The organism is Chryseobacterium gossypii, from assembly GCF_041361455.1.
In the GTDB taxonomy this organism is placed as follows: Bacteria; Bacteroidota; Bacteroidia; order Flavobacteriales; family Weeksellaceae; genus Chryseobacterium; species Chryseobacterium gossypii.
On the sequence record NZ_JBGCUR010000008.1, the window covers coordinates 1 to 23,829 of the forward strand.

The window sequence follows — 23,829 nt, forward strand, 5'->3', positions numbered from 1 at the left end:
CCGAGTTTGCTTACCCGAATGTATTGGGAGAAGGCTGGGGGCTAACCTATGACGGAAAGCATCTCATCGCTTCCGATGGCAGTAAGCAGCTATACTTCCTGGACCCGAAAGACCCTTCAAAGATAATAAGAACGATATCGGTGGCCGGAAATACGGAAGTGTATGATCAGCTCAATGAACTGGAATATCATAACGACTTTATCTACGCCAATGTATGGCATAAGCCTATTATCCTGAAGATTGATCCTGAAACGGGAGCCGTAACCGCCAGATTGGACTTTACAAAGATCACCGATGAAAATACCAAAGAAGACCGTGAGCATACTTTGAACGGAATTGCCTTTAAGGGTGAAAATATGCTGGTAACCGGTAAAAACTGGCCCAAGATTTATGAGGTCGTGATCAAACAGTAAAAAAATTAAAACAATATCCACCATAATAAAATAAAACATGTAAATTGCCGGGATTCCCCGGATATTATAAGAACTTTGAAATTATTGTATCTGATATTATTTACTTTTATTTTCTGTTCATTGTCTGCACAGAAGAAACTTCCCTTAGACACCCTGAAGCTTAAGGAGGTGAATGATATGCTTGCGGATGATTACGGCAATCTGTACATTTATAAAAACAAGGACTTCAGCTTTACAAAATATGACTCATTGGGAAAACAGATCGGGAAAATGATGCTTACCGTACCTTATAAAGTACAATCTGTACAAAATCCTTTGAGTGTTCCTTTATTTTCAGAAAATGCCCAGGAAATGAAATTCGTAGACCAGAACCTCAACGAGATCCAGAAGATAGATTTTAAACAGAAGTTTGGCTTCATCAAAATGGCTTATGCGGAAGATCTGCAGCAGCTATGGCTGTTGGATGAAAGCTCGAAGCGGCTGATCCAGTACAATTTCAGAAATGAGACCACCATCAATTCTTACCCCTTCGATGCCAGTTTTGATGATCTTATGGATCTTCTGGTATATGAGAATAAGATCTATATCCTCACCAAAAAACACATCAGGGTTTATAGCCTGAAATTTGAGAAGCTCTTTGAAGCACCGGTGGATAACGGCAAGCGCTTCAGGAGGGAGAATGAGTCCATACTGGTGATCACAGACCATTCCATCCTGCAATACATTCCGGAAAAAGAAATGGTGGAGATCTTTAATGATCCTGACGCTCAGATTGTGGATAAAAACATCGTTTCTTATTTTGAAATCAAAGCCAACAACCTTTATCTTTACAACCTCGAAAAAAATAAGAAAAACAAAGAATCAACAACAGCTGAGACCGGCCTGGAAACGGCAGGGCAGCCAACGGAACAGCCCGTTGAAAATGAGGAGCCTGCCCGTAAAACGGAGGAAACATCTGAGGAAAAGTCTTTGGAAAAAACAGAGGACAATACTTTAGAAAAGCTAATCGAAGAAACTTCGCAAATTCAGGCTGTTGGGATTTAAGTTTGATATAATTCAATAAACACTAGGGGAAAATATGCATATTGCTGTTACAGGAAATATTGGAGCAGGAAAAACCACGCTGACAACGATGCTTGCCAAGCATTACGGATGGGACGCACAGTTTGAAGATGTAGATCATAATCCTTATCTCGAGGATTTCTATGCCGATATGAGCAAATGGAGTTTCGCTTTACAGATCTACTTTCTGGGGAGCAGGTTCCGTCAGGTAAAGGAGATCAGGGAAAGCGGAAAAAATATTATCCAGGATCGTACGATCTATGAAGACGCTCATATCTTTGCCGAAAACCTGAATGACATGGGGTTACTTTCAGACAGAGATTTTAATAATTATGCTTCTGTGTTCAACCTGATGAAATCCTTCATTTCCGCACCGGACTTATTAATTTACCTGAAATCCGACGTCCCTAACCTGGTTAAAAAAATCTACAAAAGAGGCCGCGAGTATGAGGCTTCCATCAGCATTGAATACCTTTCCAAACTGAATCAGAAATATGAGAAATGGATCTCTAACTATACGGAAGGAAAGCTTTTGATCATTGAAGTTGATGATCTGGATTTTGTGGAAAAACCTGAAGATTTCGGATATATCCTTGAAAAGATTGAAGCTGAGCTCTACGGGCTTTTTTAACAATTATTTATTATAAATTAAAGTTCTTGTAACCTGGTTTCTTTCTAAATTTGTTAAGAATAGATAAAAAAAATCAAAATGCTGGTAAAGGTCTTACATAATGGAAATTGTTCAAAATCAAATGCTGTTCTGGAATATCTGGATGAGAACGGGGTGCCATTTGAAATGATCAACATCATGGAAGATCCGTTGAGTGTTCTTGAGATTAAGACCGTTCTGAAGAAGCTTAACCAGAGCGTTTTTCACATTATCCGGAAAACAGAGAAACTCTACCAGGAAAAATTTGCGGATAAGAATTATTCAGAAGAGGAATGGATAAAGATACTGTCTGAAAATCCTTCCCTGATCCAGCGTCCGATCCTGATAAAAGGCTCAGTGGCCATGCTGGGAAGACCTATTGAGAATGTGAAATATTTTATTGAAAAGTAATCAATGAATATCCAATAAAAAAGTCAGCATTTACGCTGACTTTATTTTTACAGAAGAATCACACCTTCTATTTTTGCGACTTCTTTATAGATATGTACCACCTGATTGGCATCTAATACAAATGCGTTAATATTGCAGGCCGTATATTTTCCGTTTTTGCTCTCGCGGTTTCCTAATGTAAATTTAATGCCGTCAAAAACCTTGTAAATCTCGGTAAGTTTAGCCTGGTCTGTCGGGATAATAAATTTAAACAAATAATCTTCCGGAAAATCATGGTGATCTTCCAGTTTAGCCCTCAGAGAATTGTAAAAATCTTCGGGGCTAGCATGCTGATTTCCTTGAAGTATATCCATCTACAATTTTTATGTTATTACATATAAATATAACGTTTTTTTTCTATTTTCCAAGTGGCCCCAGGAGGGATTTGGAGTTTTGATGCTCATAATCTTCAATAATATTGAACAGCCCGTTCACCAGCTGTTCAGAGGCTAATCTGCTTAAGCCGCCTGAATTGACGGAAGAATTATTACCTCCCAGTAAGCTTCCCAGCAGATTGCTCCCCGATAAAGCCGTATTGATGGTTTTCACGATACCGTATTGATTCAGCTTTTCATCAACTTTCGGTGCTATAGCGGCGATCAGCTGCTGTGAAGTTTTCTCTTTCAAAATCTGTGTGGCCGTAGTTCCCTGGATAATTCTTGTAACATCCTGTGCATTCAGGCTATTCACCGCATTTTCCAGAATAGGTCTGGAGATGTTCACCGTATAGGCTGCTGCCTGTGCAATATAATCCCTTTCCTTGGCCACTAATGAGGGAGCTATCTTTTCCAGTGTTGAATTGATATCCCTTAATTGTGTAGGTAACGCTTTATCGACTAAATTATTTTGCAGAAAGGCCTCTTTATTTCCATAAATTCCCATTCCTTTATCAATTCCGTTCAAAAGTATCCTTTTGATCACGGATAATCCCAGATCGGTAGTGGCAAGAGAAGTACAGGAATGTATTGCGGTATTGATCACTGCTCCTGTGCCTATTATCAAGGCAGCGGCTATAATATATTTTTTCATGATAACTTATTACTCAAATTGTGCGCCAAATTTAACGACTATTATTGGTTTGACAAATTTTATCAATAAAGTGAATGGTATACACCGACGGAAATCAAACAGAGAAATATTGACAGATGTTACTGATTTAATATTATTGTACTTATAATGCTTTTTATGATTATAGTATTAATTTTTATTTTTTTATTATGATATTTTTGTTAATAAAGGCATTAAACGTTGTGATTATTGTAAAATATTTTATTTAACAGAATACTAAAAAGTTTAAGTTAAATTAACATTGTTGGAGATATTTTTATAATTTTGACTAATGTCTTTTTTTGAGAATTATGAAAATCCTCTGGTAAAAGGCGTTAGAGCGGATTTATATTCGAAATGATTGTACAAAATAAATAAAACTATATGAAACAACGTGATTTAAAGTATTCATGTCTCATTGCAGTTTTGTACTTCGGTATGAACGTCAATGCACAGACTACACCTCAGGATACTGCAACCAAGGAGCAGAAGATAGAAGAGGTAGTGATGATCGGGTATGGTAGTCGAAAGAAGGTAGATAATACTACATCTATCAGCTCCATAAGTGCCGAAGAAGTTACACGGACCAAGGTGCTCAACGCATCACAGGCCATACAGGGTAAGGCTGCAGGGGTACAGGTAATGGCATCTGATATGCCGGGATCTACACCGACAGTGACCATCAGAGGGCTAGGAACTGTACTGGGAGGAAGAACACCGCTTTATGTGGTAGACGGAATGTTTACGAATAATATCAATAATATCAATAGTAATGATATTTTGACCTATGACGTTCTTAAAGATGCGGCCGCTTTAGCTATCTATGGTAACAGAGCTGCGAATGGTGTAATCATTATTACAACTAAATCAGGAAGAGGAAAGCTTAACGTTGAATACGATGGGTTGATTGGTATCAGAAATCCATTGAAAAAGGTTAAAATGGCTAATGCTTCCGAATTTGTGAACTATAACAATATCGGTTTACAAAATAGTGGTAACCCTAATGCTGTGTTACTGAATCCGAATCAACCATATAATACAAACTGGTTTGATGAAATTACCAGAACAGGCATATACAACCAGCATAATCTTTCTATATCTGGGTCTTCAGAAGCCGTAAAATATTTCCTGAGTTTCAGTAATTATGATGAACAATCCATCCTAAACGGAACAAACTATAATAGGACTACTGTAAGATCAAATAATGAATATAGAATTGCCAAAGGTATTAGATTGGCCCAAAATTTAAGTTTAACCTTCACTAATGATACGCCGAAGTCATTAGGCGTGTTTACCACCGCTTACAAGCAATCTCCTCTCGTTCCCGTTTATTATCCCAGCGGACAATTTGGACAATCTATCTACGATAATAATGGGAATATCAGCTATGCCGGCGGGAGATTCAATGATATAGGAAACCCGGTTATGCAGTTGTTTTATGATAACCAGAGAGGTAAAAACTTCTTGCTGCAAGGAGGTTTAAAATTAGATGTAGATATTTATAAGGATCTGAGATTTACTTCTCAATTTAATGGAGAGTATAATACTTATAAATACTACAATTTTATAAATTCTAAAGCTATATGGTTAGGAAATGACCCTACCAGACTGGAGGCTAATTATCCTGGCGATTTACCTAATAATAGGTTAACTAATAAAAATGAAAACTTCTATAATTGGTTATTGAGTAATTATTTAACCTATACGAAGAAAATTGATAATCATGATATAGAGGTGGTTATTGGTACAGAAGCTTCTGTGAAAAATGGTCTGGAAACATTGATCGTAAACAGGAAAAATTTACCGCTAGATCAAAGCTTCTGGGATCTTACGGGGGTAGACTACTATGGTAACCTGTATAGTGATAATGATACTAAAGCTATTGAATCAAAAAAAGGAAACAGAAATACAACGATCTCATATTTTGGAAGATTACAGTATAAATTTATGAACCGCTATTTATTAAGCGGTACCATAAGACGTGATGGATCTTCTCAGTTTGCAGCAGGTCAGAAGTGGGGAACGTTCCCGTCTTTTGGCGCCGGATGGGTGATTTCTGAAGAAGATTTTCTGAAGGACGGATTCTTTAATACATTAAAATTAAGAGGAGGCTGGGGTAGAATTGGTAATCAAAATGTACCATTGAATTATTTACCATTATTATCCGGATCTGCATATAATTATGCTTTTGGAAATTCTCCTGTTAGCAATGGGGTTACTGTTAATAAAGGCTATGATCCGGATTTAGGCTGGGAAGTTACAGAAGAATCTTCTTTAGGGTTGGATTTCGGTATTTTAAATAACAGATTAACCGGTAGCTTAGATGTATACAACAGAAAAACCAAGAATATTATTCTTGCAGTTACGCCATATCTGGCAACAGGAATTTCTGAGGTCAATTATTCTCACATGGGAAGTGTTGTGAATAAAGGAGCAGAAGTAAGCCTTAACTGGTCAGACAAAGTAGGAGAAGACTTTTCTTATTCCGTAGGAGCAAATTATTCATATAATAGAAATAGATTAACCAATGTAGATTTATCAAAACCTATTTCGCAAATTTCCGGAGGTAGCTTAGGTAATGGACAATGGACAAAACTCTTTAATGCAACAACGGTAGGGCAAGCTTTAGGTAGCTTCTATTTATGGGAATTTGACGGATACGATGCTGATGGAAATATGAAATTTAAAGATTTGAACGGGAATGGTATAACAGGAAGTGCAGATGCCGGAGACAGACGCTATTTTGATTCTTACATTCCAAAATCAACTTTGGGTGTTAATATTTCTATGACTTACAAAAACTGGGATTTTGCTTTAAATGGATACGGTGCTTTTGGCTTTAAAATTTATAACGGTAAAAAAGCCCAGAGAATCAGTGGAGAAAATATTGAAGCATCAGTAGCAAATGACTTCTGGACATCTTCTAATCCTAATGCAGCGAACCCGGCTCCTGGTACAGCTATTCCTATTGCCTCTACATTCTTTTTAGAAAGCGGTGATTATTTTAGAATTAATAATATCTCTGTGGGATATACCTTTAAAAATATTACCGAATATTTTAAATCGATCAAGCTGTATGTAAGCGCTATTAATCCAATTGTTTTTCAGAAATATTCAGGATACTCATCAGAATTATCAGGATATAACCCTGCAGATCCTACAGCTGAAGGAGATCCTTATAAATTAGCTGGTGTAGAATTGGATTCCTATCCTACTTTAAGATCTTTTGTATTTGGTGTTAACCTTAATTTTTAAAAAATGAATAAAAAATATATCATAGCAGCAGCAATTTTAATTTTAGGTGCTATAAATCAGAGTTGTAGTGATGACTTTATTGATGTATCTCCTACTGAAGCCATTCCAGAATCAGCAATTGAAATTTATAATAATAATGAAGGAGCTAATAGCTTTGTAACTGCCATTTATGCAAAATTCTTAGATTGGAATATGAGTACATTTGCATGGATTGGTGTTACTTCTATTGTTTCAGATGATGCGGATAAAGGTTCCAGCCCTGGAGATACAGGATCTGATAAAGATATATTGGATGCATTGAATTTTACCCCGTCTACTCCTTCGTTTAAAGAGTTGTTTGCGGCCAATTATCAGGGTATTAACAGATGTAACCAGGCATTGAAATATATTCCGCAATTAGACAAGGCAGATCCTGAGCTAAGAGAAAGACTGATCGGAGAGGCTAAATTTTTGCGGGCATTTATGTATTTTACTTTAGTCCGTTCATTTGGAGGAGTACCTTTGGTGGATCACGTGCCTGTTTCAGGTGTGGAAGAGGATAGAATAATGACTCTTACACGAAAAAGCAAAGAAGAAATTTATGCATTTATTGAACAAGATCTCAGAGATGCGATCGAAGTTCTGCCTGATAGGTCAACCTATACAGGGAACAATGTGGGAAGAGCATCCGTAGGGGCTGCCCATGCTCTGTTGGCAAAAGTTTATTTATATCAGAAAAAGTGGCAGCTGGCAGTAGATGAGTGTAATAAAGTTACCGGCTATTCCCTGACTCCTAATTTCCAGGATATTTATAAAGTTTCCGGAGAAAATAATGCAGAATCTATCTTCGAAATCAATGGTAGTGGAGGTACTGCCGGAAGAGCCATTCAGCAATACAGTCAGGTACAGGGAGCAAGAGGAACTACTGGATGGGGATGGGGATTTGCAACTCCTACCCAGGGATTATATGATGCTTACACGGCTGAAGGTGACACCGAAAGAAGAGATGCAACGATTATTCATAGAGATATGACCTTATATGATGGATATCATGTTGGTCCTAATGTAGAAAATAAATTTTATAATTATAAAGCATATTCATCTAATTATAGAGATCAGGCTTCAACAGATGTCAATATTCGTTACTTAAGATATGCGGAGATTTTATTGATCAAAGCAGAAGCTCTTAATGAATTGGGGCAAACAAGCGCTGCTATTCCTTTATTGAATCAGGTAAGACAAAGAGCAGGAATCGCGGATACAAATGCCTCTACCCAATCTGCTTTAAGAACCGCTATCTGGAAAGAAAGAAGACTTGAACTCGCTTTTGAGCATGACAGATGGTTTGATCTTATTAGAACGGGACAGGCACAAGCTGCGATGGCAGCAGACGGAAAAAATTTCGTTGCGGGTAAGCACGAATTATTCCCGCTTCCTCAGGACTTTATTAGCGAAGCAGGAGGTTTATCGGCACAAAACCCCGGCTATTAATCAATAAATAACTTTAGAGGAGAATGAAAGTTCTCCTCTTCTTTTAGAACCCAATTAAAAATAAAACAATGAACAGGATTATAGTGTCTGTTATTGCAGTATCATTGGCTGCCTTTTCCTGCAAAAACGCCCCCACTTCAAAACAGGAGGTTGCTCAAAATAAAATAATAAAAAGTAATATAACGGATGAGCAGCTTATGGACAAGGTTCAGAAAGATGCCTTAAAGTATTTTTGGGATTTTGCGGAGCCCCATTCCATGATGGGAAGAGAACGCTATCATGAAGACAATATTTACCCGGAAAATGATAAGCATGTAGTAACCACGGGAGGCTCAGGATTTGGGCTGGCAACAATCCTCGTAGGTGTGGAAAGAGGATTTGTTCCGAGAGAAGAAGCGGTAAAAAGGCTTACTCATATCATGGATTTCCTTGCCAGGGCAGACCGTCATAAAGGCGCATGGTCACACTGGATCAATGGAGAGACGGGTAAAACGGTCCCTTTCGGGAAAAAAGACAATGGAGGTGATCTGGTGGAGACTGCATTTTTAACATCAGGGATCTTAATGGTCCGGGAGTATTTTAAAAATGGAAATGCAGAAGAAAAAGCTTTGGCAAAAAAATGTGATGAATTATGGAAGGGAATTCAATGGAACTGGTATACCAAAGGAGGCGAAAAAGTACTATACTGGCATTGGTCACCGGAATACCAGTGGGAAATGAACTTTCCCTTGGAAGGGTATAATGAATGCCTGATCACCTACATTCTGGCGGCTTCCTCACCAACCTATCCTGTTGATGCGGAAACCTATTATAAAGGGTGGGCCAGAAACGGAAATATTCTTACTGATAAGACCAAATACGGTTTGCCTTTATATGTAAAGCACAATGGAGCACAGGAGTATGGAGGACCGCTATTTTGGGCACATTATTCATATATTGGTCTGGATCCTACAGGATTATCCGATAAACTGGTGAAAAACTATTTTGAATTAAATAAAAACCAGGTTTTTATTGATTATAAGTACTGTGTTGAAAATCCGAAGAAATGGAAAGGTTACGGACCGAACTATTGGGGCCTTACAGCCAGTTATTCAAGAAATCAGGATGGAAGCACAGGCTACAATGCCCATTTTCCGCAGAACGATCACGGGATTATTACCCCGACCGCAGCTTTGAGCAGTTTCCCTTATACTCCGAAAGAATCTATGGACTTCTTAAGATTTATCTATACCCAAAAACCGGAGTTTATTGGTTCTGCCGGACCGTATGATGCAACGTCGATCAATTATGATAACTGGTTTACCCCGAGATATCTGGCCATAGACCAGGGAACAATTGCTCCGATGATTGAAAACTACAGGACAGGATTTTTGTGGAAGCTATTTATGAATGCTCCCGAAATTCAGCAGGGACTGAAGAAATTGAGCTTCCAGTCAGCTAAATACGGAATAAAGTAAGCCTATTCAAAATATAATTTCAAATGAAGCTAAAATATTTACCGCTCTTATTCCTTCCGCTTTTCTTCCGTCTGCATGCTCAGGAGATAAAAGCAGAATTGAATAAAGAGATTAAGAGACAGGAAAAAATCTCATACATTTTGGATTATCCCCAAAAAACCAATGGGAACATTCCTTTGATCGTTTTTCTTCACGGTTCCGGGGAGAGGGGAAATAATCTTGAAATGGTGAAGGCACACAGCCCCTTTACCTATAAAAACCTGATAAAAGAGCCTGTTGCGATCCTGGCGCCCCAATGTCCTGCCAACATGTGGTGGGATACGGTTACAGTTTACCATTTGATAAAAGATATTCAGAAAAAATACAGGATCGATGCATCAAGGATCTATCTTACAGGCCTTTCGATGGGAGGCTGGGGTACCTGGAAGCTGGCGATGGAGCATCCCGAAATGTTTGCCGCCGTAGTGCCGGTCTGTGCCCCTGCGGATAGGGTGATGGAAGCTAATGTTGACCAGTATAAAAATTTGCCGATTAAAATTTTTCACGGTGGAAATGATGATATAGTATCACCCATAAATTCCATCAATATGTATCAGGCAGTGAAAAAGATTAATCCGGCAGTGACTTTAACGATCTTCCCTGATGACAACCATAATTCCTGGGATTCCACTTATTCGGATCCGAAATTATATGAATGGATGCTGTCTCAGAAGAAAGAATTAAATAAAAATTAATAACAGTTTTAAAATTTTTCGTGAACTTAGCTGTTTATGTAGGAAATTTGAATGTTGTTTGAGAAAAGTTAAAAACTATATGTAAGAATCTTGATTCAGAAATCGAAGATTCATGAATTCCTTAAAAAATGAAGAAGTAATGAGTAAAAAGTTAATTGTAATTGCAGCTTTAGCACTTTCGCCCGTGTTTTCAGCACAGGAGATGATAACGAAACCCGTTCAGTCTTACCAGACGGCTCAGTACCAGGCTAAAAAGAAAGCTTTCGTAGATAACCTTTTGTCCAAAATGACATTGGATGAAAAAATTGGCCAGCTGAACCTGCCAAGTTCGGGAGATTTCACTACCGGACTGGCTAAAAGCTCGGACATCGGGAAAAAGGTTGAGCAGGGGTTGGTCGGTGGACTATTCAATATAAAAGGTGCTGATAAGATCAGGGCCGTGCAAAAAGTTGCCGTAGAAAACAGCCGTCTTAAAATCCCTTTGATTTTCGGGATGGATGTAATCCACGGCTATGAAACCACTTTTCCTATCCCTCTGGGCTTAGCGGCCTCATGGGATATGAATCTGGTACAGCAGTCGGCCAGAGTAGCGGCTAAGGAAGCCTCTTCCGATGGGATCAACTGGACCTTTTCTCCGATGGTGGATATCTCTCGTGAGCCAAGATGGGGAAGGGTGTCCGAAGGATCAGGAGAAGATCCCTATCTGGGTAGTGAAATCGCCAAAAATATGGTTTACGGATATCAGGGGAAAGACCTTTCTCTAAGTAATACCATTTTAGCCTGTGTCAAGCATTTTGCCTTATATGGTGCTGCCGAAGCAGGAAGAGATTATAACACGGTGGACATGAGCCACGTTAGAATGTTCAACGAATATTTTCCTCCCTATAAAGCGGCTGTGGATGCAGGGGTAGCCTCCGTAATGGCTTCCTTTAATGAAGTGGACGGAATCCCTGCAACGGGGAATAGATGGCTCCAGACAGATGTTTTAAGGAAAATGTGGGGCTTCAGGGGATTTGTAGTTACAGACTATACTGGCATTAATGAAATGGTTGACCACGGAATGGGAGATCTTCAGCAGGTCTCCGCATTAGCATTGAAAGCCGGTATAGATATGGATATGGTTGGTGAAGGATTCCTGACAACCCTTAAGAAATCTTTACAGGAAGGGAAAATCACCCAGGCGGAAATAGATGCGGCTACCAGAAGAATCCTTGAAGCTAAATATGACCTGGGGCTATTCGATGATCCTTACCGCTATGGTGATGCCAAGCTGGCGGCTAAAGAAGTTTATAATATGGAAAACCGTAATATTGCCAGAAATGTAGCGGCCCAGTCTATGGTATTATTGAAAAATGAAAACCAGGTTCTTCCTCTGAAGAAATCAGGAACTGTGGCGGTGATCGGGCCATTGGTGAACAATTCCTTAAACATGGCCGGAACATGGAGTGTTGCGGCGAAGCACGATAAAGCCGTTAATTTGATGCAGGGGCTTCAGGCTAATTATGGGAAGGATGTTAAATTTATTTCAGCCAAAGGAGCCAATATAGATTATGATGCCAAATTGGAGGAGATCTATGCAGCCCATGGAAAGAAAACGGGCAGGGATAACCGTTCAAAAGAAGAGCTTTTAAAAGAAGCCGTAGATGTGGCCAATAAAGCGGATGTGATCATTCTGGCTATAGGAGAATCCGCGGAAATGAGCGGAGAGTCTTCTTCAAGAACGGAAATTACCATTCCACAATCCCAGGTGGATCTGCTCAATGAGCTGAAGAAGACCGGAAAACCTATCGCCGTGGTACTCTTCACGGGACGTCCTTTAGCCCTGACCAATGTAAAAGATGCTCCTGATGCCATTCTGAATGCATGGTTTGCAGGCTCGGAAGCGGGAAATGCAATTGCAGATGTGCTGTTCGGGAAAGTTAACCCTTCAGGAAAGCTTCCTATGACGTTCCCCAGAAGTCTGGGACAGGTCCCTATTTATTACAATGCTAAAAATACAGGGCGCCCGCTCAGCCAGGATAAGGTAGACAAGTGCGAGTACGAAAGATTCCGATCCAATTATATGGATGAGTGTAACACCCCATTATATCCGTTTGGTTTTGGGTTGAGCTATACGAAATTCAGTTATTCCGATATTTCGGTTTCTAACCCGAACCCAAAAGGAAACCAGACTGTTCAGGCTTCGGTTACAGTAACGAATACAGGAAATTATGACGGCGCCGAGGTAGTACAATTGTATATCAGGGATATGGTAGGAAGCATCACAAGGCCGGTAAAGGAATTAAAAGGATTTCAGAAAATATTTCTGAAAAAAGGAGAATCTAAAAAAGTTACTTTCAACATCACTCCGGAAAGCCTTAAATTCTATAACAATGAGCTGAAGTACGATTGGGAGCCGGGAGAATTTGATATTATGATCGGAACCAATTCCCAGGATTTAAAACATACCAAAGTCAACTGGACAAAATAGTTATAAAAAGCCATTCAAAGAATGGCTTTTTAATTTTTGGCACAATTTTAGTTATATTGCTCTAACTTAAAATACAAAAAATGAAAAAAACAATTTTACTAAGCACAATGTTCCTCAGTTCTCTGATATTCGCACAACAAACACCTGTATTGGGCGGCGACAGGGATGCTCATGGTTGTATAGGCTCAGCTGGCTATACTTATTCCCAGGTTAAAAATGATTGTGTGAGACTGTTTGAGCAGAAAATACAGCTGAAAGAAGTGAACCCGAAAGGAAGTTCCACTTCCATGACAGCGGTTATTTTTAGCGAAGACATGAAAAAAGCTGAAGTTTTCCTTCCTGAACAAAACTCGGGAAGCCTTATCCTTAACAGGAAAGGAAAAAAGAAAATATGGAAAAATGGAGGCTATACACTGGTGCCTGACAAAAAAACAGGCTATCAGCTTAAAAAAGATAATATAGTAATCTATCAATAAATTAAGTTTTTGAAAAGAGCCGCTCAAAAGAACGGCTCTTTTTTTAGCCCTATGTAATAATAGAGGTTTATTGATTGTTAAAATAAGTAGATTCTAATGTAAACCAAAGACAATGATCAGATATCTGCTTATCCTTTTTTTATGTGTTCCTGTCGCAGCTTATAGCCAGCAGACCAGGCAAACCCGTATGGAAGATCACGGAAACCCATATGATATTCAGGACAGTGTGATGATAAGAATGCGGGATGGGGCAATGATCTCGGCAATGGTGGTTAAGAAAAAAGATGTCAGGTATCCTCTCCCGGTGATTTTTCAGTTTACCATTTATGTACGTGATACAGGAAGAGATCTCCGTAGCCTTAAAGACGCTGCCGACAGGGGCTATGTGGGAGTTATTGCCTATACGCGGGGCAAAAGATTCAGCCCGAATGATATTTACCCTTATGAATTTGATGCGCAGGATAGCTATGACGTTATCGACTGGATCAGCAGGCAAAAGTGGTGTAATGGAAGTGTGGGAATGTATGGCGGAAGCTACAACGGCTTTACCCAATGGGCAGCCTGCAAAACAGTACATCCGGCCTTAAAGACCATTGTTCCGTATGTGGCCAACAGACCAGGGATGGGGTTACCCATGGAAAACAACATTTTTATAAACCCCAATTATGAATGGGCATTTTATGTAGGAAACAACAAATATCTGGATAACGAGACGGGAAATGACAGGCAACGGTTCAGAAAAATGATGTTCAAATGGTGGGAAAGCGGAGCGGCCTACAAAACAATGGACAGTATTGACGGGGCCCCTAACAAATGGTTCCAGAGATGGATCTCTCACCCGGATTTTGATGAATATTGGCAAAAAATGGCACCCTACAAAGAAGATTTCAAAAACATCAATATTCCCGTCCTTGCTTTTGACGGTTATTATAATGATTCTCAAAATTCAGGCCTTTACTATCTTAAGGAACTTCAAAAATACAACCCCGGTACGCCCTGGTATCTCATCATGGGGCCATACAGCCATTTCGGGACACAGCTGGGAGGAGAAAAAATGGTTAACGGCTACCAGGTAGATAGTATTTCACTTTTTGATATAAAGAAGATCACCTACGAATGGTTCGATTATATATTAAAAAATGGACAAAGGCCGGCTGTCCTCAAAGATAAGATCAATTATGAAGTAATGGGGGCTAACGAATGGAGGAGTGCTTCTTCTTTTGAAAATATGCATAATGATCTGCTGAAATTTTATCTTTCCCCAAACATCAAGGATGCTCATTATTTTCTCGATCCGCAGCTATCCGGGAAAGATACCTGTCTCATTCAAACGGTAGATTTCGCTGACCGTGAAACCAGCAATAATGACTATTATCCGGATCCTCTGGAAAAAGATGAAATTAATGAAAACAACGGCTTTGTTTTCATCAGTGATCCTTTGAAGCAGGCTATGATTGTCAATGGATCCTTCTCTGGGAAGCTCCGCATCAGGATTAACAAAAAAGATGTGGACCTGGGTGTTACATTGTATGAGCTAACTCCCGAGGGCAAATATTTCCATCTGTCTTATTATATCGGAAGAGCCAGCTATGCGGAAGATATTACAAAAAGAAGCCTTCTGATACCCGGCAGGAAAACCACGGTGCCGTTTACCAATACCCATCTGGTAAGCAGGCAGCTTCGTAAAGGAAGCAGGATCGTTGTTGCTGTCAACGTCAATAAAAACCCTTTCTCCCAGCTCAATTACGGAACAGGTAAAGAGGTAAGTACGGAAACCGTGAAGGATGCTGCAGAGCCTCTGGAGATCAGATGGTACAATGACAGCTATGTAGAGATACCTGTTTTGAAGCCATATTGAGCACATCATTTTCAGAAATTTTAATCGCCGCTAAAAAACAAAAATAACAGGGTCAAAAGATCGATTCCGATTTTTATCTCTCACCGAAAAACCGTATTTTTGCATATCTAAAAGTAAAAGAAAAGAATGAATTCCTACAAAAATCCATTGGAAGAGCGCTACTCCAGTGAAGAAATGTTATTTAACTTCTCTCATAACAATAAATTCCGTACCTGGAGAAAGCTTTGGATCGCACTTGCTGAAATCGAAAAAGATCTTGGGCTTGAAATTACAGACGAGCAAATCGCAGAATTAAAAGCTAATGTTGAAAATATTGATTACGATAAGGCGGCGGAGTATGAGAAAAAGTTTCGTCATGATGTAATGGCTCATGTTCATACATATGGTGATGTAGCACCTTCAGCAAAAGGGATCATCCACCTGGGTGCTACTTCCGCGTTTGTAGGAGACAATACGGATTTGATCCAGATTCGTGATGGTCTTTTAATTTTAAAGAAAAAGTTGGTTAACGTTATCAAAAGCCTGGCGGATTTCGCTATTCAATATAAAGATTTACCGACTTTAGGTTTTACGCATTTCCAGCCGGCCCAGCTGACGACTGTTGGAAAAAGAGCAACCCTTTGGCTGCAAAGTCTGGTTCTTGATATCGAAGAGCTGGATTTCTTTTTAGAAACCCTGAGATTCAGGGGAGTAAAAGGGACAACAGGAACTGCTGCAAGTTTTCTTGAGCTTTTCAACGGTGATTATTCCAAGGTAAAACACCTGGATAAAGAACTTTCCAAAAGGTTCGGCTTCGAGAAGGTTTTCGGAGTTTCCGGACAGACCTACGACAGGAAGATCGATGCTAAAGTGGTTGCCTTATTAGGAAATATCGCTCAGTCAGCACATAAATTTACCAACGACTTGCGTTTACTTCAAAACCTTAAGGAAATTGAAGAGCCATTCGAGAAAAACCAGATCGGTTCATCAGCAATGGCTTACAAGCGTAACCCAATGAGAAGCGAAAGAATCGGAGCCCTGGCAAAATACGTAATGTCTTTAACGACAAGTTCAGCAATGGTAGCTTCCACACAATGGTTTGAAAGAACCCTGGATGATTCTGCCAACAAGAGATTAACGATCCCGCAAGCGTTTTTAGCGGTTGATGCGATTCTATTGATCTGGAACAATATTATGAACGGAATCGTGGTATACCCGAACAGAATCAACAAACATATTATGGAGGAGCTGCCTTTCATGGCGACGGAATATATTATCATGGAAGAGGTAAAAGCAGGTGGTGACCGCCAGGAGATCCACGAGGTGATCAGAGTTCATTCCATGGAAGCTTCCAAACAGGTAAAAGTGGAAGGTAAAGAAAATGACCTGATTGAGAGAATCTTAAATGACGATTCCTTAAAACTGGATAAATCAAAACTAAAAGAAGTTCTCGATCCTAAAAATTTCATTGGTTTTGCGCCAATTCAAACGGAAGAATTTATCAAAAATGAGGTTCAGCCGATTATTGATGCGAACAAGGATCTGATAGGATTAGAGGCTGATCTTAAAGTATAAACAGTATGCAGTCTTTTCGGCTGCATATTTTTTTAACCCGATCATGAAGAAAACACTTTTGACCATTTTATTGATACCAGTACTTTCTTTTTCTCAGGGAAAAGAAGCGCTAATGTATTTTAAATCAAAAGATTCTTTGGTTGGAGTGAAAGATCAGGACGGGAAGATCATCGTTCCTGCCCAGTTTAAAGTTTTTTCATATTTGAAAGACGGCGAAGTGGTAAAAGGAGAAACGATCTATTTTGATGGGGATAAAAACGGTGAAAAGCCCGGGAAAAATGAATGGGGATATGTCTACGACAGAAAAGGAAATTTTCTTTATAGACCTTTCTTTTACGATAACGGGGCAGATTATTTCTCGGAAGGCGTAAGAAGATTTGTCAAAAACGGAAAGGTTGGCTTTGTAGACAGAAACGGAACGGTTATCATTAAACCAGAACATGATTTTGCTTCACCTTTTAACTATGGCTATGCCGCGTTTTGTGATGGCTGCGATCGGGAAAAAACGGAAGATGAACACAAAGCAATAGTAGGCGGAACCTGGGGCGTGATGAATTTCAAAGGTGAAACTGTAAAGCCGGTTTCAAAATCTGGAAATGCTGTTGAGGTTAACGGAAAATATTATCCGTATCCTTTTAATTATAATGAAAAAGAGAAGACTGTTCTTCAATTTTTCGAAAAACAAAATAAAAAGCTTTCAGAATTGTATTATGTAAATCATTTCACAAAATTATCTGATGATGAAAAGAAACTATTCTTTGAGATCGTGGAAAGGCCAAAAGAAAACTTTCCTTTTTATCAGGTTAATACCTATGATTACAGAAAAGTGGAAGCAGGATTATCATATGATTTTAAATTCCTGATATCAGAAGACGGCAAAAATATTTTTGCACTGGATGATGAGGAAGAAAAGATCCCTTTTGAAAAATGGCTCAAAAAAGAAATGGAAGAAGCCTGGAATTTTCAGAAAACACACCCGGATAATCCGAATAAATTAAGCAAATAAGTCTAATAATATTTTAATATCTGACATCTAATGTCTCAAAACAAAAGAATTTTCGTAGAAAAAAGAGGAATTTTCGATGTTGAAAGTCCAAAAATTTTTGATGAAGTAAAAGCGGTAGCTCCGTCGGTCCAGAATGTAAAGGTGTATAACATTTACGATATATTCGGGCTAAATGACGGTGAATTCGGAAAGGTGGTCAACAGCACTTTCGTGGATCCGGTTACCGATATCCTGCATGAAGAAAATCCGGCGAAGGGGATCCATTTTGCTATGGAATTTTTACCAGGGCAATACGATCAGCGTGCGGATTCGGCACAGCAGTGCATCGCTTTACTGACTGAAAATGAAAAATCTAAAGTAAGAAGTGGAAAGCTGATCGAGTTTGAAGGCGTTTCCGAAGCTGATCTGGCAAAAATCAAAGACCTTCTTATTAATAAAGTGGAATCTCAGGAGAAAGATTTATCAATTTTGGATATTCCTGCGGAAGAAGCACCGTCGAAAGTTATTATCCATGAGAATTTCATTGATTTTGATGCTGCTCAGCTTGAAGAATTTTTTAACAATCACGGTTTTGCATTAGGGTTGGATGATCTGAAGTTCATTCAGGAATATTTTAAATCGGAGAACAGAAATCCTACGGAAACAGAACTGAAAGTTTTAGACACATATTGGAGTGACCACTGCCGTCACACAACATTTGAAACGGAATTATCCAATATTGAATTTGAAGGAAAATTCAAGCATACATTGGAAACCATTTTCAATGATTATATCGAAAAAAGAAAATTCTTAGGCCGTGAACTGAAGCCGATCTCCTTAATGGATCTGGCGACCGTTTGCGGAAGATATTTCCATAAAACAGGCAATTTGGAGAACCTGGTGGTTTCGGATGAGATCAACGCCTGTACCATCCAAATAGAAGCCGAATACGACGGTAAAAAAGAGCCATGGTACCTATTATTCAAAAATGAAACCCATAATCATCCGACGGAAATCGAACCTTTCGGAGGTGCTTCAACATGTTTGGGAGGGGCCATCAGAGACCCCTTATCCGGACGGTCTTTCGTTTTCCAGGCGATGAGGCTAACTGGGGCTGCTGATGTTTTGGAACCGATTGAAAATACATTGCCGGGGAAGTTACCGCAAAAAACAATCACAAAACAGGCTGCCAACGGATATTCTTCTTACGGTAACCAGATCGGTCTGGCGACTACAATGGTTTCCGAAATCTACGATGAAGGCTACAAAGCGAAAAGAATGGAGGTTGGTTTCGTTGCTGGTGCCGTTCCTGTAGACTGGGTGAGACGTGAAAAGCCTGCAAGTGGCGATTCTATTATCATTTTAGGTGGTGCAACCGGCCGTGACGGTGTTGGTGGCGCAAGCGGAAGCTCAAAAGAGCAGGACGAAACTTCGATTCACACGATGAGCTCTGAAGTTCAGAAAGGAAATGCGGTTGAAGAGCGTAAAATCCAGAGACTATTCAGGAACCCTGAAGTGACGAGGCTGATTAAAAAATCGAATGATTTCGGAGCAGGCGGTGTTTCTGTAGCTATCGGTGAAATTGCCGATTCTTTGGAAATTAATTTAGATGTCTTACCTTTAAAATATGAAGGATTAAACGGAACCGAGCTTGCCATCTCCGAATCTCAGGAAAGAATGGCAGTGGTAGTTGATCCGAAAGATAAAGAACAGTTCATCAAATTCTGTGAAGCTGAAAATATCGTTGCCGTTGAGGTGGCTAAAGTGACGGATTCCGGAAGAATGCAGATGTTCTGGAAGGGGGACAAGATTGTTGACCTTTCAAGAGAATTCTTAAATACGAACGGCTGTTCAAAAAGCCAGGAGGTTAAAATCACTCACCTTAATGAAATAAAAGAAGAAACTCAAGCATTCAATGAAGAGAATTTCTTAAAGATTTTAAGTGATAAAAATGTGGCCTCTCAAAAAGGATTGCTGGAAATGTTCGATTCTTCAATCGGTGCGACTACGGTTGCGATGCCTTTGGGCGGAAAATACCAGCAGACCCTTATGGAAGGAAGCGTTCAGACATTACCGATTATCGGAGCGAAAAATATTGAGACAGTTTCTTTGGCAAGCTGGGGATTTGATGCGGAAATTTCAAAGCAAAACTCACTTCTGGGAGCGGCTTATGCTGTGGTTGAAAGTGTAGCGAAAATCGTTGCAATGGGTGGCGATTACAAAAACATCAGATTCAGTTTCCAGGAATATTTTGAAAAATTAGGCCAGAATCCTGAAAAATGGGGCAAACCTTTAGCTTCCCTTTTAGGAGCTTATAACGCTCAGATTAATTTTGGTCTGGCAGCCATCGGAGGTAAAGATTCAATGAGTGGAACCTATCAGGATCTGAATGTTCCACCTACATTAATTTCTTTTGCCTGTGCGAACGGGGAAAAGAAAAATATTATCTCTCCTGAATTTAAAAACGAAGGAAATAAAATCTATTTCTTCAATCACATTGCCCAGGAAAACGGACTTCCGGATTATGATGCTTTGAAAGGAATTTACGAGTTTATTTTCAAAAATATTAAAGCCGGAAAAATTGTCTCTGTGAAAACAATTAAGGAAGGCGGTGTTGCGGTTGCTCTGGCAAAAATGAGCTTCGGAAACAGGCTGGGTGCTGAAATTACGGTTGATGAAAAGGTTTTATTAACGAAAAATATCGGTAGCTTAATCATCGAGTCCAAAGAAGAATTAAGCTCTGCGGATCTTCAGTTGATCGGTACCGTAGTGGCAGATGAAGTTTTAACGATCAATAATCAGCCGATAATGATCAGCAAGCTTTTAGAAGCAAACACAGGCACTTTTGAAAACCTTTTCCCGACGGTTGAAAAAGAAAAAATTACGGTTGAAATTGATGAGAAGTTAAACTCAGTCAACCCAAGAAATATTACTATAAAAAAACACGGAATTGCTAAGCCAAAAGTATTCGCGCCGGTATTCCCGGGAACCAACTGTGAGTATGAAACGTTGAACGCATTCCAAAAAGAAGGCGCTGTCATCAGCAGCCTGCCTTTGAAAAATATCAATCACCAATTATTGGAAGAAAGCATTGATGCGTGGGTGGAAGAGATCAGAACGTCCCAGATCCTGGCTTTCTCAGGGGGCTTCTCGGCAGGGGACGAGCCGGATGGTTCCGCAAAATTTATCGTAAACGTTTTGAAAAACGAAAAGATGAAGAATGCCGTTCACGAATTATTGGACAGGGACGGCATGATCATAGGTATCTGCAATGGTTTCCAGGCTTTGGTGAAATCAGGATTGCTGCCTTACGGAAGGATCAAAGATCTGGATGAAAACTCGCCAACCTTAGCCCACAATGCGATCAGAAGACATATTTCCCAGATGGTGAATGTGAAAGTTGTAAATGACGAGTCACCTTGGTTAAAAGGTATGAAAGATCAGGTATTCACTATTCCGATCTCCCACGGTGAAGGCCGTTTTATGGCTTCGGAAGCGGAGATCAGGAAGCTGTATGAGAATGGGCAGATAGCGACCCAGTATATCGACTTCGATGGAAATATCGCCCATGGGATGCCATTCAACCCGAATAATTCATTGTTCGGAATAGAAGGAGTCACCAGCCCATGCGGAAAAATCTTTGGTAGAATGGGTCATCCGGAACGTTTTGCAGAAGGCCTTATGAAAAATATACCGACAGTGAATTACCACAATATATTCAGAAACGGTGTTGAATACTTCAAATAAAGACAACAGGAAAATGATCGCTATCCATGGCGGTCATTTTTCAGATTTGCAGGGTTTTTATGAAGAGATTTCCCGAATCCTGATGAAGGATGCCGGCTGGAAGGTCGGCACTTTAGACGGCTTTAATGACATCCTTTACGGAGGCTTCGGAGTATTTGAAAACGGAGAGGAGATAGAAATCATCTGGAGAAATCACCGGAAATCAAAAGAAGATCTGGGCCTGCAGGCCACCCGTGAATTTTATGAAAACAAGATCAGGCAGGGAAAGCCCTTTAATGTGGAGCTGGTGGCACAAAAGCTGGATGAGCTTATTTCAGGAGAAGGTCAGACGCTGTTCGATATTTTGGTTGAGATCATGGAATCACATAAAAATATTACACTTATTCTGGATTGAAATATGGCCAATTGAAATAAAGCAGGCTTGATGATGCTGATGAAAGATTTATTAGGATCCCATTATGAAAAAAATAATCGACTTCTTACTACAATACAGGGTTTTTATCTTTTTTAACTTATTGGTTTTTATCGCAAAAATAGGCTACTCCTATAAAAGTGGTTTTAACGGACTCACGTTTGAGGACTGGGATATTGCCAACAATCTGGTAAAATACGGTACCTATGCCGAATTTATCAATGTGGGGCCTACGGCATACAAGCTCCCTTTATATCCGTTCTTTTTAGCGTTCTTTATATACTTTTTTGGAGAAAATGCAAAAGCAGCTGTCATTATTTCACAGCATATCATTTATTTTTTCATACCACTGATGTTCATCCTTATCACCGGAATATTTGATAAAAAGAAAATAGGGATCATTACCGGCTATTTGTTTATTTTTTCACCGGCCTATTTTTTATACTCCAATACACTTGAGATCACCAATGTTTTTATTTTCATCTTTTTAACTTTCCTATACTGCTTTTTTCTGATCTGGAAGAAGGGATATTCCCCTATCAGGATCATATTGCTTGCTGCAAGCGCAGCAATGCTGTTCCTGAGTCAGGTCGTTGCTGTACCCTTTTCCCTGCTCCTTATATTTTCCCTGCTTCTTTTCAGGAAGGTTACATTAAAGCAACTGATCCTTATGGCAGGGCTTACAGGGATTTTATATTCCCCGTGGGTCATCCGTAATTATCTGGTTTTTGACAGAGTCATAATCTCTAAGACTCCTGTCTGGCAGAATATACACTTTGGGTATTTCCATGAAGTGCAGATCTTTAAACCATTACAGAAAATATCATTGCAGAAAGGAACAGAAATCCGGAGGATGAGAACCAAAACAGATGAGTTTACAATGGAAAAGATCTATGAAAAAGAGGTCCGGGACATTATAAAAAAGGATCCCTGCATTGCCGTCAAAAAGGCGGCTGCCAATGCCTTGATGCTATGGTATGTACCCTCCAGGTATTTTTATGACGATTCCCTGGCAATAGTACTGGGGCGCAAGATCTATGTAGTGATTCTTAACCTTTTTTCCGTCTTATCCCTTGGGTATCTTTACAGGAAAAGAAACTGGGGGTTGTTTGTTTTTTCCATCATGCTGTTCATTAATTTTACGGTTCCTTATATGATAGGGCAGGCGGCAATGACACGGTTTAAGCTGGATTTTGAATGGTTTCAGCTGTTCCTTATGGCTTACTTTTTATTCTGCAGGTATTTGGACCAAAAAACAGTCTTGAATCCGGATAAATGAAATGCATACATAAGATCCGGCAGGCATATCAGACTGTGCTTGCGGAAATCTTATGGCTGTGGAAGAAGATATTTACCATACACCAAAATCCCTGCGGCAACTGAGACAACGGCCATGAGCAGGACGGCCCCTGCGGAAATATCCTTGATAAAACCGATCCTCCTGTCAAATTCAGGCTGAATGATGTCACAGACCTTTTCAATAGCGGTATTAAAGATTTCGGCACTTAATACCCCGAAGGAAACAATAAGGATGAGAGCTGCGTCTGTGAGCGAAAGATTCAGGTAAAAAATTAAAAAGAAATTGGTAAAAAGGGCGAGAAGCTCAATCTGAAAATTCCTTTCATTTCTGGCCATCAGGAAAACGCCCCGGAAAGCGTTCCGGAAACTTTTATAAACAGGAGGTTTTCGCATGATGTTTTTTTGCAAATATATAAAAGTATTTTGACGGCAGACGATCACCGGATTTTGGAGATGCCGGATTTTGAAACAGACAGATGATGTTTGTTAAA

General features: G+C 39.6%; 19 protein-coding genes. 16 read left to right on the top strand and 3 right to left on the bottom strand.

Annotation, left to right across the window (positions count from 1 at the left end; all coding sequences use genetic code 11):
• The 4 genes from ABMQ40_RS06405 to ABMQ40_RS06420 form a co-directional block, all read left to right on the top strand.
• Positions 1-413, top strand: a 413-nt coding sequence (locus ABMQ40_RS06405; protein ID WP_370897717.1) for a glutaminyl-peptide cyclotransferase, incomplete at its 5' end; no start/stop codon positions are given.
• A 120-nt stretch (positions 414-533) separates the two neighbouring features.
• Positions 534-1,457, top strand: coding sequence for a hypothetical protein (locus ABMQ40_RS06410; protein WP_370897719.1), 924 nt, complete (start codon positions 534-536; stop codon positions 1,455-1,457).
• Positions 1,458-1,491: 34 nt separating this feature from the next.
• Complete coding sequence (locus ABMQ40_RS06415) at positions 1,492-2,106, top strand: deoxynucleoside kinase (protein ID WP_370897721.1); 615 nt, start codon at positions 1,492-1,494, stop codon at positions 2,104-2,106.
• Positions 2,107-2,184: 78 nt separating this feature from the next.
• Complete coding sequence (locus ABMQ40_RS06420) at positions 2,185-2,535, top strand: ArsC/Spx/MgsR family protein (protein WP_370897723.1); 351 nt, start codon at positions 2,185-2,187, stop codon at positions 2,533-2,535.
• A 47-nt stretch (positions 2,536-2,582) separates the two neighbouring features.
• Here the strand turns inward: ABMQ40_RS06420 and ABMQ40_RS06425 are convergent, their stop codons facing one another.
• Together ABMQ40_RS06425 and ABMQ40_RS06430 are read right to left on the bottom strand one after the other, a co-directional pair.
• On the bottom strand, positions 2,583-2,888 hold the full coding sequence (locus tag ABMQ40_RS06425; RefSeq protein WP_370897725.1) for a DUF493 family protein: 306 nt from the start codon (positions 2,886-2,888) through the stop codon (positions 2,583-2,585).
• 43 nt (positions 2,889-2,931) lie between these two features.
• A complete protein-coding gene (locus tag ABMQ40_RS06430) occupies positions 2,932-3,603 on the bottom strand; it encodes a DUF4197 family protein (RefSeq protein ID WP_370897727.1) in 672 nt (223 codons plus the stop codon).
• A gap of 402 nt (positions 3,604-4,005) precedes the next feature.
• Here ABMQ40_RS06430 and ABMQ40_RS06435 point away from each other — a divergent pair, with 402 nt between their 5' ends.
• The 12 genes from ABMQ40_RS06435 (at position 4,006) to ABMQ40_RS06490 (ending at position 23,318) form a co-directional block, all read left to right on the top strand.
• Complete coding sequence (locus ABMQ40_RS06435; RefSeq protein ID WP_370897729.1) at positions 4,006-6,876, top strand: SusC/RagA family TonB-linked outer membrane protein; 2,871 nt, start codon at positions 4,006-4,008, stop codon at positions 6,874-6,876.
• A 3-nt stretch (positions 6,877-6,879) separates the two neighbouring features.
• Positions 6,880-8,346, top strand: a complete 1,467-nt coding sequence (locus tag ABMQ40_RS06440; protein WP_370897731.1) for a RagB/SusD family nutrient uptake outer membrane protein — start codon at positions 6,880-6,882, stop codon at positions 8,344-8,346.
• 68 nt (positions 8,347-8,414) lie between these two features.
• Positions 8,415-9,803 carry a glucoamylase family protein gene (locus ABMQ40_RS06445; RefSeq protein ID WP_370897733.1) on the top strand — a complete coding sequence of 463 codons (1,389 nt, stop codon included), beginning with the start codon at positions 8,415-8,417 and terminating at the stop codon, positions 9,801-9,803.
• Between the two features lie 23 nt (positions 9,804-9,826).
• Positions 9,827-10,537, top strand: coding sequence for a carboxylesterase family protein (locus tag ABMQ40_RS06450; protein ID WP_370897735.1), 711 nt, complete (start codon positions 9,827-9,829; stop codon positions 10,535-10,537).
• A 139-nt stretch (positions 10,538-10,676) separates the two neighbouring features.
• A complete protein-coding gene (gene bglX / locus ABMQ40_RS06455) occupies positions 10,677-13,007 on the top strand; it encodes a beta-glucosidase BglX (RefSeq protein WP_370897924.1) in 2,331 nt (776 codons plus the stop codon).
• A gap of 80 nt (positions 13,008-13,087) precedes the next feature.
• A complete protein-coding gene (locus ABMQ40_RS06460) occupies positions 13,088-13,483 on the top strand; it encodes a hypothetical protein (protein ID WP_370897737.1) in 396 nt (131 codons plus the stop codon).
• A 112-nt stretch (positions 13,484-13,595) separates the two neighbouring features.
• On the top strand, positions 13,596-15,341 hold the full coding sequence (locus ABMQ40_RS06465) for a CocE/NonD family hydrolase (RefSeq protein ID WP_370897739.1): 1,746 nt from the start codon (positions 13,596-13,598) through the stop codon (positions 15,339-15,341).
• Positions 15,342-15,467: 126 nt separating this feature from the next.
• On the top strand, positions 15,468-16,895 hold the full coding sequence (purB, locus tag ABMQ40_RS06470; RefSeq protein ID WP_370897741.1) for an adenylosuccinate lyase: 1,428 nt from the start codon (positions 15,468-15,470) through the stop codon (positions 16,893-16,895).
• Between the two features lie 43 nt (positions 16,896-16,938).
• Positions 16,939-17,901 (top strand): WG repeat-containing protein, encoded by a 963-nt coding sequence (locus ABMQ40_RS06475; protein WP_370897743.1) that lies wholly within the window; start codon positions 16,939-16,941, stop codon positions 17,899-17,901.
• A 30-nt stretch (positions 17,902-17,931) separates the two neighbouring features.
• Positions 17,932-21,627 carry a phosphoribosylformylglycinamidine synthase gene (locus tag ABMQ40_RS06480; protein WP_370897745.1) on the top strand — a complete coding sequence of 1,232 codons (3,696 nt, stop codon included), beginning with the start codon at positions 17,932-17,934 and terminating at the stop codon, positions 21,625-21,627.
• Positions 21,608-22,021 (top strand): barstar family protein, encoded by a 414-nt coding sequence (locus ABMQ40_RS06485; RefSeq protein WP_370897747.1) that lies wholly within the window; start codon positions 21,608-21,610, stop codon positions 22,019-22,021. The genes ABMQ40_RS06480 and ABMQ40_RS06485 overlap by 20 nt, the downstream gene beginning before the upstream one ends.
• 64 nt (positions 22,022-22,085) lie before the next feature.
• The gene (locus ABMQ40_RS06490; RefSeq protein WP_370897749.1) at positions 22,086-23,318 is read left to right on the top strand and encodes a hypothetical protein; all 1,233 of its coding nucleotides are present in this window, start codon (positions 22,086-22,088) and stop codon (positions 23,316-23,318) included.
• 50 nt (positions 23,319-23,368) lie between these two features.
• Here the strand turns inward: ABMQ40_RS06490 and ABMQ40_RS06495 are convergent, their stop codons facing one another.
• Positions 23,369-23,731, bottom strand: a complete 363-nt coding sequence (locus ABMQ40_RS06495) for a diacylglycerol kinase (RefSeq protein ID WP_370897751.1) — start codon at positions 23,729-23,731, stop codon at positions 23,369-23,371.
• Positions 23,732-23,829: the final 98 nt, after the last annotated feature.

Excerpts from the sequence above, each read along its gene's own strand:
- ABMQ40_RS06435 (WP_370897729.1), top strand. The coding sequence starts at position 4,006 with ATGAAACAACGTGATTTAAAGTATTCATGTCTCATTGCAGTTTTGTAC.
- ABMQ40_RS06445 (WP_370897733.1), top strand. The coding sequence starts at position 8,415 with ATGAACAGGATTATAGTGTCTGTTATTGCAGTATCATTGGCTGCCTTT.
- ABMQ40_RS06420 (WP_370897723.1), top strand. The coding sequence starts at position 2,185 with ATGCTGGTAAAGGTCTTACATAATGGAAATTGTTCAAAATCAAATGCT.
- ABMQ40_RS06415 (WP_370897721.1), top strand. The coding sequence starts at position 1,492 with ATGCATATTGCTGTTACAGGAAATATTGGAGCAGGAAAAACCACGCTG.
- ABMQ40_RS06495 (WP_370897751.1), bottom strand. The coding sequence starts at position 23,731 with ATGCGAAAACCTCCTGTTTATAAAAGTTTCCGGAACGCTTTCCGGGGC.
- ABMQ40_RS06450 (WP_370897735.1), top strand. The coding sequence starts at position 9,827 with ATGAAGCTAAAATATTTACCGCTCTTATTCCTTCCGCTTTTCTTCCGT.
- ABMQ40_RS06460 (WP_370897737.1), top strand. The coding sequence starts at position 13,088 with ATGAAAAAAACAATTTTACTAAGCACAATGTTCCTCAGTTCTCTGATA.
- ABMQ40_RS06440 (WP_370897731.1), top strand. The coding sequence starts at position 6,880 with ATGAATAAAAAATATATCATAGCAGCAGCAATTTTAATTTTAGGTGCT.
- bglX (WP_370897924.1), top strand. The coding sequence starts at position 10,677 with ATGAGTAAAAAGTTAATTGTAATTGCAGCTTTAGCACTTTCGCCCGTG.
- ABMQ40_RS06490 (WP_370897749.1), top strand. The coding sequence starts at position 22,086 with ATGAAAAAAATAATCGACTTCTTACTACAATACAGGGTTTTTATCTTT.
- ABMQ40_RS06475 (WP_370897743.1), top strand. The coding sequence starts at position 16,939 with ATGAAGAAAACACTTTTGACCATTTTATTGATACCAGTACTTTCTTTT.
- ABMQ40_RS06430 (WP_370897727.1), bottom strand. The coding sequence starts at position 3,603 with ATGAAAAAATATATTATAGCCGCTGCCTTGATAATAGGCACAGGAGCA.
- ABMQ40_RS06465 (WP_370897739.1), top strand. The coding sequence starts at position 13,596 with ATGATCAGATATCTGCTTATCCTTTTTTTATGTGTTCCTGTCGCAGCT.
- purB (WP_370897741.1), top strand. The coding sequence starts at position 15,468 with ATGAATTCCTACAAAAATCCATTGGAAGAGCGCTACTCCAGTGAAGAA.
- ABMQ40_RS06480 (WP_370897745.1), top strand. The coding sequence starts at position 17,932 with ATGTCTCAAAACAAAAGAATTTTCGTAGAAAAAAGAGGAATTTTCGAT.
- ABMQ40_RS06425 (WP_370897725.1), bottom strand. The coding sequence starts at position 2,888 with ATGGATATACTTCAAGGAAATCAGCATGCTAGCCCCGAAGATTTTTAC.